The 12,509-nt window shown below is 63.2% G+C and carries 9 protein-coding genes; 2 read left to right on the plus strand and 7 right to left on the minus strand.

Annotated elements, in window-relative coordinates:
- Positions 1-153: 153 nt before the first annotated feature.
- A complete protein-coding gene (locus tag HWE04_RS21485) occupies positions 154-2,007 on the plus strand; it encodes an ABC transporter ATP-binding protein (RefSeq protein ID WP_241813664.1) in 1,854 nt (617 codons plus the stop codon).
- 183 nt (positions 2,008-2,190) lie between these two features.
- Here HWE04_RS21485 and bglX read toward each other — a convergent pair whose 3' ends face one another.
- Positions 2,191-4,545 carry a beta-glucosidase BglX gene (bglX, locus tag HWE04_RS21490; RefSeq protein ID WP_241813665.1) on the minus strand — a complete coding sequence of 785 codons (2,355 nt, stop codon included), beginning with the start codon at positions 4,543-4,545 and terminating at the stop codon, positions 2,191-2,193.
- A gap of 268 nt (positions 4,546-4,813) precedes the next feature.
- On the opposite strand from bglX, the gene HWE04_RS21495 reads away from it, so the two are divergent.
- On the plus strand, positions 4,814-6,358 hold the full coding sequence (locus HWE04_RS21495) for a glucan biosynthesis protein G (RefSeq protein WP_241813666.1): 1,545 nt from the start codon (positions 4,814-4,816) through the stop codon (positions 6,356-6,358).
- Positions 6,359-6,484: 126 nt separating this feature from the next.
- Here the strand turns inward: HWE04_RS21495 and HWE04_RS21500 are convergent, their stop codons facing one another.
- The 6 genes from HWE04_RS21500 to mnmG form a co-directional block, all read right to left on the minus strand.
- A complete protein-coding gene (locus tag HWE04_RS21500) occupies positions 6,485-7,399 on the minus strand; it encodes a ParB/RepB/Spo0J family partition protein (RefSeq protein ID WP_006463426.1) in 915 nt (304 codons plus the stop codon).
- A 28-nt stretch (positions 7,400-7,427) separates the two neighbouring features.
- On the minus strand, positions 7,428-8,198 hold the full coding sequence (locus HWE04_RS21505) for a ParA family protein (protein ID WP_006463427.1): 771 nt from the start codon (positions 8,196-8,198) through the stop codon (positions 7,428-7,430).
- Between the two features lie 18 nt (positions 8,199-8,216).
- The gene (gene leuE, locus HWE04_RS21510) at positions 8,217-8,849 is read right to left on the minus strand and encodes a leucine efflux protein LeuE (protein ID WP_006463428.1); all 633 of its coding nucleotides are present in this window, start codon (positions 8,847-8,849) and stop codon (positions 8,217-8,219) included.
- A gap of 69 nt (positions 8,850-8,918) precedes the next feature.
- Positions 8,919-9,464: a lipocalin family protein gene (locus HWE04_RS21515; protein WP_006463429.1), complete on the minus strand. Its 546-nt coding sequence runs from the start codon at positions 9,462-9,464 to the stop codon at positions 8,919-8,921.
- On the minus strand, positions 9,464-10,126 hold the full coding sequence (rsmG, locus tag HWE04_RS21520; protein ID WP_102664050.1) for a 16S rRNA (guanine(527)-N(7))-methyltransferase RsmG: 663 nt from the start codon (positions 10,124-10,126) through the stop codon (positions 9,464-9,466). Before rsmG ends, HWE04_RS21515 begins: the two co-directional genes overlap by 1 nt.
- 67 nt (positions 10,127-10,193) lie before the next feature.
- Positions 10,194-12,122, minus strand: a complete 1,929-nt coding sequence (gene mnmG, locus HWE04_RS21525) for a tRNA uridine-5-carboxymethylaminomethyl(34) synthesis enzyme MnmG (RefSeq protein ID WP_102664051.1) — start codon at positions 12,120-12,122, stop codon at positions 10,194-10,196.
- Between the last annotated feature and the right edge of the window lie 387 nt (positions 12,123-12,509).

Here is a 12,509-nt window from a genome sequence, read left to right on the forward strand (position 1 = left end):
CCTATCGCGGGCTAGCCCCGGATCACGATAGCGGCCCTGCTGCCGCAACGATCCGCCAGCCACGCATGAAGCCGCGCCGCAGGCCAACCTGGCCTGTCCTGCGCCCGCCGCAGTATCGCCGTCGCCCGCCGCCCCCTTTTTGGAGTTTGTTGCATGTTCAGCTGGTTCGAAAAACTGGTCCATCCCTACCCGGAAACACATCCGCTGCCGCCGCCACGCGGCTTCATGCGCTTCATCTGGTTCTGTACCCGGGGCGTACGCCCCTACATCGCCGCCATGACGCTGATGACGGCCATCATCGGTGTATTCGAGGCACTGCTGTTTGCGGCGCTGGGCCGCATCGTCGACTGGCTGGCCAAGGTCGAACCGGCACACCTGTGGGCGCAAGAGGGACACACGCTGCTGTGGCTGTTGCTGATCCTGGCCGCCAGTCCGCTGCTGATCGCACTGCAGACCATGTTCAAGCACCAGACCCTGGCCGGCAACTTCCCCATGCTGCTGCGCTGGAATTTCCATCGCCTCATGCTCAGCCAGAGCATGAGCTTCTACCAGAACGAATTCGCCGGCCGGGTCGCCACCAAGGTCATGCAAAGCGCGTTGGCGGTGCGTGACTTCTGCATGATCGTGGGCGACATCCTGGTCTTCATCACCATCTACTTCGCGACCCTGATCGGCGTGGTCGGCAGCTTCGACATGTGGATGCTGGCGCCCTTCTTCGTCTGGCTGGCAGCCTTCGCGGTGGCACTACGCTACTTCGTGCCGCGCCTGTCGGCGGTGGCACGCAACCAGGCCGATGCGCGTTCGCTGATGACCGGTCGCATCACGGACGCCTACACCAACATCGCCACCGTCAAGCTGTTCTCGCATGCCGGCCGCGAGGCTGATTACGCCCGCAGCGCGATGCGCGAATTCCTGACCACGGTGCATCGCCAGATGCGGCTGGTTTCGGGTTTCGAGGTGGTCAACCACATCCTGAACATGATCCTCATCATCGGAGCCAGCGGGGTATCGCTGTACCTGTGGACCCAGGGCAAGGTGGGCATCGGTGCGGTGGCCGCCAGCACCGCCATGGCGCTGCGCCTGAACGGCATCGCCCACTGGGTGATGTGGGAAATGTCGGCCCTGTTCGAGCACGTCGGTACGGTGCAGGACGGCATCAATACGCTGGCGCTGGCGCATGACGTCAAGGATGCGCCGGATGCCAAGCCGCTGAAGGTCGCGCAGGGCGAACTGCGCTTCGAGGGCGTGAGCTTCAGCTATGGTGGCGCGGCGCCACGTCCGGTGGTGGACCGCCTGGACCTGGTGATCAAACCCGGCGAAAAGATCGGCCTGGTCGGCCGCTCCGGTGCCGGCAAGTCGACCATCGTCAACCTGCTGCTGCGTTTCTACGATATCGAGGGTGGCCGCATCACCATCGATGGCCAGGACATCGCCCACGTCACCCAGGACAGCCTGCGCGCGCAGATCGGCATGGTCACCCAGGACACCTCCCTGCTGCATCGTTCGGTGCGCGAGAACGTGATCTATGGCCGTCCCGACGCCAGCGATGCCGAGATGGTCCACGCCGCCGAACAGGCCGAGGCGCATGATTTCATCGGCACCCTGGCCGATGCCAAGGGCCGCACCGGCTACGACGCCCATGTCGGTGAGCGCGGCGTGAAGCTGTCCGGCGGCCAGCGCCAACGCATCGCGATTGCCCGCGTGATGCTCAAGGACGCTCCCATCCTGCTGCTGGACGAGGCCACCAGCGCGCTCGATTCGGAAGTGGAAGCGGCCATCCAGACCAGCCTGTACAAGCTGATGGAAGGCAAGACCGTAGTCGCCATCGCGCACCGTCTGTCCACCATCGCGGCCATGGATCGCCTGATCGTGCTGGACCAGGGGCGCATCGTCGAGCAAGGCACGCACAGCCAGCTGCTGGCAGCCAACGGCTTGTATGCGCGGCTGTGGGCGCACCAGAGCGGTGGCTTCCTGGGTGAAGAGGAAGACGAAGCAGCAGCGGCCTGATGCCATCGCTGTATAAATGATTTATATCATTTATGCAAAGCCGGGCCGGAAATGAAAATGGGCACACTCTGTTGAGTGTGCCCATTTTTCTTTGCCTGACGAAGATCCGCATGAACATCCATGGCGGTTCCCATCTCATACCGTTCGGACTGATGGGAGACCTATCGCCCTTTCCGCAGACCCTTACTGCAGATTGAACGAAGCCGTCTTCACCTCCTTGGAATCCAGGCCCACCTGCACCTGGAATTCACCCGGCTCGGCCACGTATTCCAGCTTGGCGTTATAGAAGGACAGCGCCTTGCGGTCGATGCTGAAGCGCACCTGCTTTTCTTCTCCCGGCTGCAACATCAGCTTGCGGAAATCCTTCAGTTCCTTGACCGGGCGCACCACCGAGGCCGCCACATCGCGGATGTACAGCTGCACCACGGTCGCACCGGCGCGGCGGCCGATATTCTTCACGGTGACGCTGGCCTCCACCTTGCCATCGGCCTGCATGGTGGGCTGCGACAGGCTCACCTCGGAGAGCTTGAACTCGGTATAGCTGAGGCCATAGCCGAAGGGATAGAGCGGGCCATTGGGCTCGTCGAAGTATTGCGAGGTGTAGTTGCCGGGCTTGCCTTCGGTAAAGGGACGACCGACACGCGCATGGTTGTAGTAGCTCGGGATCTGCCCCACCGAACGCGGGAAGGTCAGCGGCAGCTTGCCGGAAGGATTGACGTCGCCGAACAGCACATCGGCAATCGCATTGCCACCCTCGGTGCCGGTGTACCAGGTCTCCAGCACGGCCGAGGCGTTCTCGCGTGCCCAGTTCAGGTCCAGCGGGCGGCCATTCATCAAGACCAGCACCAGCGGCTTGCCGGTGGCCTTGAGCGCCTTGAGCAGATCTTGCTGGCTCTGCGGCAGCGACAGCGAAGTACGGCTGGAGGATTCATGCGACATGCCACGCGACTCACCCACGGCGGCCACGATGACGTCGGCATTGGCGGCCGCCTGCACGGCTTCGGCGATCATCGCCTGCGGGCTGCGCTTGTCCTGCACCACCTCCGGATCATCCCAGTTCAGGAAGTTGAGGTAATCGACGATGTGCTTGTCTTCGGTGATGTTGGCGCCACGGGCATAGACCAGCCTGCCCTGCGTGCCCACCGCGGCCTGCAGGCCCTGGCGCACGGTGATGGTCTGCTTGTCGCGACCGGCGGCCGACCAGCTGCCCAGCATGTCGATGTGCGAATCGGCCAGCGGGCCGACCAGCGCGATGCGGGCATTCTTCTTCAGCGGCAGCGTGGCGTTGCGGTTTTCCAGCAGCACCATGGACTGCTGCGCCACTTCACGGGCCGCGGCGCGATGCAGGCGTGCATCGGCATAGACATCGGCCGGATCATCGGCCGCACGGCCGATGCGCACGAACGGGTCCTTGAACAGGCCCAGGTCGTACTTGGCGCCGAGGATGTCGCGCACGGCGTTGTCCAGTTCCTGCTGCGAGACCTTGCCCGAGCGCACCAGCTCCGGCAGTTGCTTGATGTAGACCTGGTCGGCCATGCTCATGTCGGTGCCGGCCTTCATGGACAGGCGCGCCGCTTCGCTATCGTTCTGCGCCACGCCGTGGTTGACCAGTTCGGTGATGGCACCGTGGTCAGACACGGTCAGGCCCTTGAAGCCCCAATCGCGACGCAGCAGGTCCTGCAGCAGCCAGGTGTTGGAGGTGGCCGGGGCGCCATTGATGGAATTGAGCGCCACCATCACTGCACCGGCGCCGGCATCGATGGCGGCGCGATACGGCGGCAGGTAGTCGTTGTACATGCGTTGCGGGTCCATGTTGACCACGTTGTAGTCGCGCCCGCCCTCCACCGCCCCATACAGCGCGAAGTGCTTGACGCTGGCCATGACGCGATTGGCGGCGATGGGACGGGTCTCGCCCTGCAATGCGCGCACCGAGACATCGGCGATGCGCGAGACCAGGTAGGGGTCTTCACCGAAGCCTTCCGAGGTGCGGCCCCAGCGCGGGTCGCGGCTGATGTCCACCATCGGCGCGAAGGTCATGTCGATGCTGTCGGCCGCGGCTTCCTCGGCAGAGGTGCGCATGGCCTTGGCGACCAGGTCCATGTCCCAGCTGGAGGCCAGGCCCAGCCCGATCGGGAAGGTGGTGCGATGGCCGTGGATCACGTCGTAGGCGAAGAACATCGGGATCTTCAGGCGCGAGCGCATCGCGCCTTCCTGCAGCGGCCGGTTCTCGGCGCGGGTGACCGAATTGAAGGTGCCACCGACGCGGCCGGCGGCCAGTTCTTCTGCCAGCTTCTTGGCGGGCATTTCCGGGCCGATGCTGATCAGGCGCAACTGGCCGATCTTTTCTTCCAGCGTCATCTGGCGCAGCAGGTCGTCGATGAAGGCGGTCTTGTCACCCAGCAAGGCGGGGTTGGCTTGCGCATGGGCCGCGGGGCCACTGAGCGCGGCGCTACAGGCCAGCGCGCACAGGGTCATGGCCAAGGCCAGGCGGGGGCGGCGCACGGGCGCGGCTTGCCGCTCGGTAAGCTTGTGGGACACGGGTTTCCTCTCTTTTTCTAAACTTTGGCGGCGCGCTGCTCTCTACAGGGTGCAGCGGCCCGTCGAAGGCGGTCTGGCCGGCGGGATCAGTTATTGCTTGTCTTCTATGATGCTTAGCCGGTCGGACGGTTCGCTATATTATTCTGTTTTGATGCCTGTAGGACAGACAGGACCATGGCGGTGACCAGCCCGTTTGTGCTGGAATGCCGCCTCTTTGTGGAGAGATGCATTGATCAAACGTGGATTGAAATGGAATTTCCTGCACGGCATGGTGCTGACAGCCTCGCTGCTGGCAGCCTCGGTGCAGGCGCAGAGCAACCAGGGCTTCGACCTCAACCAGGCCGTGGCACGCGCCAGGGCGCTGGCTGACAAGCCTTACCAGAAACCGGCGAGCAATCTCTCGCCGACCTTTGCGGCGATGCAGTTCGCCGACTACATGAAGATCCAGCCCAAGAGCGAGAAGTTCGAATGGCGCGACCAGAAGACGCCCTTCAAGCTGGCCTTCTACCACCAGGGCATGCAGTTCAACGCGCCGGTGGCGATCCACGAGATCATCGATGGTCGCGTGCAGGATGTGGGCTACAGCACCGACCGCTTCAACTTCGGCGACCTGGCGCTGGCCAAGGACAGCACCGCGCATCTGGGCTATGCGGGCTTCCGGGTGGTCTATCCGCTCAACCGCGATGACAAGGAAGACGAGGTCATGAGCGTGCTGGGCGCAAGCTATTTCCGCGTGATCGGCAAGGGCCAGGTCTATGGCCTGTCGGCGCGCGGCCTGGCCATCGATACGGCCATGCTGAGCGGCGAGGAATTCCCGCACTTCACCGAATTCTGGATCCAGCGTCCAGCCCCGGGCGAGAAGCAGCTGACCTTCTATGCGCTGCTGGATTCGCCACGCGCCACCGGCGCCTACAAATTCACGCTGACCCCGGGCCAGGATGCGCTGCTGGATGTGCAGGCCCGCGTGTTCCTGCGCGGCGAAGTGGGTCGCCTGGGCATTGCGCCGCTGACCAGCATGTTCCTGTTCGGCCCCAACCAGCAATCCTCGCGCCGCAACTTCCGTCCGGCCATCCATGACTCCAACGGTCTGGCGATCCACACCGGCAATGGCGAATGGCTGTGGCGTCCGCTCAACGATCCGCAGAACGTGGAAGTGAGTTCCTTCGAGGTGACCAATCCGCGTGGCTTCGGGCTGCTGCAGCGGGGCCGCGATTTCTCGGCCTTCGAAGACCTGAAGGACCGCTACGACCTGCGTCCTTCGGCCTGGATCGAACCGCGTGGCGACTGGGGTCGTGGCGCGGTGCAACTGGTGGAAATCCCCACCGCCGACGAGACCAACGACAACATCGTGGCCTATTGGCTGCCGTCGCAATTGCCGGCCCGCGGCACGCCGGTGGCCTACGACTACCGCATCCACTGGACCATGGACGAGCCGGCCATCCTCAACAACGAGGTGGGCTGGGTCAAGCAGACCTTCCATACCGATGGCGAGCTCACGCAGGCCAACCTGATCCGCGCCTTCGACGGTACCACGGCCCTGCTGGTGGACTTCACCGGCGGCCCGCTGGGCAAGCTGCCGGCCGGGACCCAGGTGCAGCCGCAGGTGAGCGTGTCCAACAATGGCGAGCTGATCGATGCGCAACTGCAGCCCAATCTAGCCATCAACGGCTGGCGCCTGACCTTGCGGGTGAAGATCCGCAACGTTGCACAGGCGGTGGAATTGCGGGCCGCGCTCACCGCCAACGGCAAGCCGCTGACCGAGACCTGGAGCTATCAGCTGCCGCCGCGCTCGGACGTGCAGCGGACCTTCTGATCCCGAGGCACAGAAAAAGTAAATTATTTATATCAATAAAAATGGGCTGCAAGTGATGTCACTTGCAGCCCATTTTTTTCGGCGTCGCGCCACGCGCCTTACATCACGCGCTGCGCAAGCAGGCGATCAGCTCTCCACCGACTCGCCGCGCAGGCGGGCGATGACGCCATCCAGGGCATCGAGGTCGTTGAAGTTGATGATCAACTGCCCCTTGTTGCGGGCGCCGGTCTTGATGCTGACCTGGGTCGCCAGGAGGTCGGAGAGCTCTTCTTCCAGCCGGGCGATGTCACGCGACTTGTCGCGGGCTTCGCGTGGCTTGGCGGCCTGTTCGGCGGAGGCGCGGGTGACCAGCTTTTCGGCGTCGCGCACCGACATGCGCTTGGCCACGATCTGGTTGGCCAGCTGGATCTGGGTCGCCGAATCCACCGCCAGCAGCGCACGGGCATGGCCCATGTCGATGTCGCCGGCCATGAGCATGGTCTGCACCGGCTTGGCCAGGTTCAGCAGGCGCAACAGGTTCGACACCGCACTGCGTGAGCGGCCCACGGCCAGCGCTGCCTGCTCGTGGGTGAAGGCGAAATCGGTGATCAGGCGATGGATGCCCTGGGCTTCTTCCAGGGGATTGAGGTCCTCGCGCTGCATGTTTTCGATCAGCGCCATGGCGGCGGTGGTCTGGTCGTCCACGTTCTTCACCAGCACCGGCACTTCGGTCAGGCCTGCGATCTTGGCGGCGCGGAAGCGGCGCTCGCCGGCGATGATCTCGTAGACGTCGCGGCCGTTCTTCTGGCCGATGGCGCGGATCAGGATGGGCTGCAGCAGGCCCTGTTCCTTGATGGAAGCGGCCAGCTCGTTGAGCGCGCCCTCGTCCATGCGGGTGCGCGGCTGGTACTTGCCGGCCTGCAGCTCGGTGACGGCCATCACGCTGGGCAGGCCGGCCTTGGCCGCTTGCGCCTGCGCTTCTTCGGTGATGTCGGAGGAGCCACCCAGGAGTGCGTCCAGTCCGCGTCCCAGTCCCTTGGATTTTTTCGGTAGAGTTGCCATGCGATTGCCTGATGAAAACGATGCCTGATTACAGCGTCTTGATGCGCTCGACCATTTCCGCGCCGAACGCGATATAGGCCTGCGCACCCTTGGAGGAAGGATCGAAGGTCACGCCCGGCAAGCCGTACGACGGCGCTTCGGCCAGTCGCACATTGCGCGGGATGACGGTCTTGAAGACCTTGTCGCCGAAGTGCTGTTCCAGCTGGTCCGAGACCTGTTGCGACAGCGTCATGCGCGGGTCGAACATCACCCGCAGCAGACCGATCACCTTCAACTCCGGGTTCAGCTTGGCATGCACCTTCTTGATGGTATTGACCAGGTCCGACAGGCCTTCGAGTGCGTAGTATTCGCACTGCATCGGGATGATCACGCCATGCGCCGAGCACAGGCCGTTCAGGGTCAGCATGGACAGTGCCGGCGGGCAGTCGATGAGGATGAAGTCGTAGTCTTCCGCCACCTCGGCGAAGGCAATCTTCAGGCGCGCCTCGCGCTGCTCCAGTTCGACCATCTCGACTTCGGCACCGGCCAGCTCACGATTGGCCGGCAGCACGTCGAAACCGCCCGCCTCCGAACGCTTGCGCACGCTGCGGATATCGGACATGCCCAGCAGCACTTCATAGATCGACGCTTCCAGCGTGGCCTTGTTGATGCCGGCGCCCATGGTGGCATTGCCCTGGGGATCGAGGTCGGCCAGCAGCACGCGCTGGTTCAGCTGCGCCAGACCGGCGGCCAGGTTGACCGCGGTGGTGGTCTTGCCTACGCCACCTTTCTGGTTGGCGACACAAAATATTTTTGCCATATCTTTTTTATGTGAGCGTTATTGCGTGGTCAACTTGATGCCGAAACCGATCAGGAAGATCCCGGCCGCACGTGAGGCCAGCTTGGCGATGGTGCGATTGCGGGCCATGCGACGGGCGGCGGCATTGCCGACGAAGATCAGGAAACTGCCGTAGAACAAGGTGCAGGTACTGATCACGGCGCCCATCGTGAAGAAGGTGAGCGAGCCCTGTTGCGTGGCGGGGTCCAGGAACAGCGGGAAGAACGCCATATAAAACACGATGGCTTTCGGGTTGAACAAGGTGACCAGAAAGCCGCGCCGGAATTCTGCGGCGTTGGAAAAGGGTACGACTGTACCACCGCCCTCGCCTCTTGCAAACAAAAGACGCCCGCCGAGGTAGGCCAGGTAGGCCGCGCCCAGGTATTGCAGGCCGTGGAACAGCAAGGGGTTGGCGTGCAGCAGCGCGGCCACGCCGGCCGCCGCCAGGAACATGAGCACGATGTCACCGAGCATGAGACCCGCCTGCGCCATGAAGCCACCGCGCAAGCCACCCTTGGCCGCGCAGGTCAGCACGCAGAAGGTACCGGGGCCGGGCAGCAGCAGGAACACCATGGTGGCGGCAATCAGTTGCCAGATATCGGTGATGCCGAGGGAATGAAAGATCGCCTGCATGGTGGGTCTCCTTGAATGTGAGCGGCCCGGGTTGCTGCCCGGGCCGCCGGCCTGATGTCAGGTGCCGTATTACGGCTTGCTCTTGACCACCCGCGCGGTATCGAAACCCTGCTTGGTGGCGTTGTTGAGTGCGTTCTCGTATTGCTCGTCGCTGATGGTCGGCGTGCGCGAGAGAATCCACAGGTATTCGCGCGAGGGGCTGCCGACGGTGGCCAGCGTGTATTGCTCGTCCAGGTCCATGATCCAGTAGTCGCCCCAGACCATCGGCACCCACGACAGCCAGGCTGGCGCAAAGCGCACTTCCAGCTTGCTGTTGTTGCTGCCCGGGACCACCCGCGCCACGCCTTTGGCTTCATCGATGCCATCGGCGGTCTTGCAGCGGTTGGTGACGTCGATCATGCCATCGTCACGGCCAGCATACTCGGCGCTGGTGCCGGAGATGCATTTTTTCTGGAAGCTGTTGGGAATCTTGGCGATTTCGTACCACTTGCCCGCATAGCGCTTCAGGTCCACGGAGGGCACGGTCTTGACTTCCTGGGCGCTGGCGGTGGCGATGACGCCATAGGCTGCCATCGAGACCATGGTGGCCACCAGGGCCTGTTTGAGTTTGTTCATCAGGTCGCTCTTTCCATGAAGATGAGATGCCGTTCGGCATCCAGGCCCGGCACCTGCAGGGGCTGCACTCGCTGCACCTTCCACCCCGCCGGCAACCGGTCGATTTCCTCTTGCGGCAGCACACCCTTGAGGGCGATGTACTTGCCACCTTGTTGCAGGAGGTGGTTCGACCATGTGACGAAGTCCTTCAGTTCCGCAAAGGCGCGCGACGTGATGACATCGTACTGTTGCTCGACTGGCAACTGCTCGACGCGGGCATGCAGGACCGTCACATTGCCCAGTTGCAATTCAGCCTTGACCTGGTTGAGGAAGGCGGTCTTCTTCTGGACCGTATCGACCAGGGTGATCTTCATCTGCGGCTCGGCCTCGGCGGCCCAGATCGCCAGCACGATGCCCGGCAGGCCACCGCCGGCACCCACATCCAGCACGCGCTGCGCGCCGGCAAAGGCGGTCATGGCCGAGAGCGAATCCAGCAGGTGGTGCGACACCATCTGGGCCGGGTCACGCAAGGCGGTCAGGTTGTAGACCTTGTTCCACTTCGCCAGCAGGGCCTGGTAGGCCATCAGCCTGGCGATCTGCGCCTCCGAGAGCGTGAGCCCGAGGGCCTGGGCCCCCTCTTTCAGGGTGCGGGTCAGTGAGGACAGGTCTGCAGTGTTGCTCATCCGTGATGCCTTGTTATTGATCTGGGTCGGTAGTGCCGCGGGCAGTAATGTGAAGCTTTGCGCAGCTTCAGGCCGCCTGGTTGTCGCTGGCGGCCAACTGCTTCAGGCCGCCCTTCTTCAGATGCACCAGCAACAGCGACAGCGCCGCCGGGGTCACGCCGGAAATGCGCGAGGCCTGGCCCAGGGTTTCCGGACGGTGCTTGTTGAGCTTCTGGCGTACTTCGATGGACAGTGCCTTGACGTCCATGTAATCCAGATCGGCGGGCAGCTTCAGGTTTTCGTTATGGTCCTGGCGGCTGATCTCGTTGGCCTGGCGGGCGATGTAGCCGGCGTACTTGACCTGGATCTCGACCTGCTCGCGCACCGGGCCGTCTTCGATGCCGGGGCCGGCCAGGGGCTGGCCTTCCGTGCCGGTCAGACTCATCAGGCTGTCATAGTTGACGTTGGGACGGCGCAGCAGGTCCAGCAGGTTGTATTCGCGCTCGATGGCCTTGCCCAGCACACGTTCGGCTTCGGCAGCGGCGAGGATGCGCGGATTCACCCAGGTGGACTTGAGGCGTTCCATTTCACGTGAAACGGCTTCGCGCTTGCGTTCGAAGGCTTCCCACTGGGCGTCGCCCACGCAACCCAGTTCGCGGCCGATTTCGGTCAGGCGCAGGTCGGCATTGTCTTCGCGCAGCGAGAGACGGTATTCGGCACGGCTGGTGAACATGCGATACGGCTCCTGCACGCCCTGGGTGACCAGGTCGTCGACCAGCACGCCCAGATAGGCTTCGTCGCGGCGCGGGGTCCAGGCGTCACGGCCCTGGGTCTGCAAGGCGGCGTTGATGCCGGCCAGCATGCCCTGGGCGGCCGCTTCTTCGTAACCTGTGGTGCCATTGATCTGGCCGGCGAAGAACAGGCCCTGCACCTGGCGGGTCTCCAGCGAGGACTTCAGGCCACGCGGGTCGTAGTAATCGTATTCGATGGCATAGCCGGGGCGCAGGATGTGGGCGTTTTCCATGCCCTTCATCGAGCGCACCAGCTCCAGCTGCACGTCGAATGGCAGGCTGGTGGAGATGCCATTGGGGTAGAACTCGTGGGTGGTCAGGCCCTCGGGTTCCAGGTAGATCTGGTGAGAATCCTTGCTGGCGAAGCGATGGATCTTGTCTTCGATGGAGGGGCAGTAACGCGGGCCCACGCCTTCGATGACGCCGGTGTACATGGGGCTGCGATCCAGGCCGCCACGGATGATGTCGTGGGTACGGCTGTTGGTATGGGTGATCCAGCACGGCATCTGGCGCGGATGCATGGCGGCGTTGCCCATGACGGAGAACACCGGTACCGGATCGAGATCGCCCGGTTGTTCTTCCAGGATGGCCAGGTTGATGCTGCGGCCATCGATACGCGGCGGCGTGCCGGTTTTTAAACGGCCTTGCGGCAGCTTCAATTCCTTCAATCGGGCGGAAAGCGAGACGGCTGGCGGATCACCGGCACGGCCGCCGGAATAATTGTTCAGTCCTACGTGGATTTTCCCGTCCAGGAAGGTACCCGCGGTCAATACCACTGCGTGGCCTGCGAAGCGGATGCCGGCCTGGGTCACGGCGCCGACGACGCGGTCACCTTCCAGCATCAGGTCATCCACTGCCTGCTGGAACAGCCACAGGTTGGGCTGGTTTTCCAGACGGGAGCGGATCGCTGCCTTGTACAGGATGCGGTCAGCCTGGGCGCGGGTAGCGCGCACGGCCGGCCCTTTGGAGGAGTTCAGGATGCGGAACTGGATGCCCGCCTCGTCGGTGGCAATGGCCATCGCCCCACCCATGGCATCGACTTCCTTGACCAGGTGGCCCTTGCCGATTCCGCCGATGGAGGGATTGCAGGACATCTGGCCTAGCGTCTCGATGTTGTGCGTCAAGAGCAGGGTTTTCTGGCCCATGCGTGCTGCGGCCAGTGCAGCCTCGGTGCCGGCGTGACCGCCGCCAACGACAATGACGTCAAATTGTGTGGGGAATAGCATGATGCGGGCCTCGTGGTGAGGTGAGAACAGAGGCGAGATTATAAGACCTTTTATCCGGAGGGGTCGGCAGGCAGGTCCCTGGCTGTTGGTTTACCGCACTTCCCTGCCCTGTCTAACGCTATCGGCGATGACTTCCGATAGGTATAGCTGATCAATGAAACAGCATCGCTACTGTTTCACGTGGAACATCGGGAGGATGTCTTTGTGCTTAGATGAAATTCAACGAGCAAATAAAAACGGAGCCATCGGCTCTAATGCCGTTCAGTTAAGCTTGTTACCAGCTCGAAAGCTCGCTCAGACTTTGTTTGCACCACCGCTGACCGTTCGTCCTGAGTAGCGGCGTAGCCGCGTATCGAAGGCGCGCCACAAGCTGAGCAGCGCCTTCGA

This window comes from Herbaspirillum sp. C7C2 (assembly GCF_022627865.1).
In the GTDB taxonomy this organism is placed as follows: Bacteria; Pseudomonadota; Gammaproteobacteria; order Burkholderiales; family Burkholderiaceae_D; genus Herbaspirillum; species Herbaspirillum frisingense.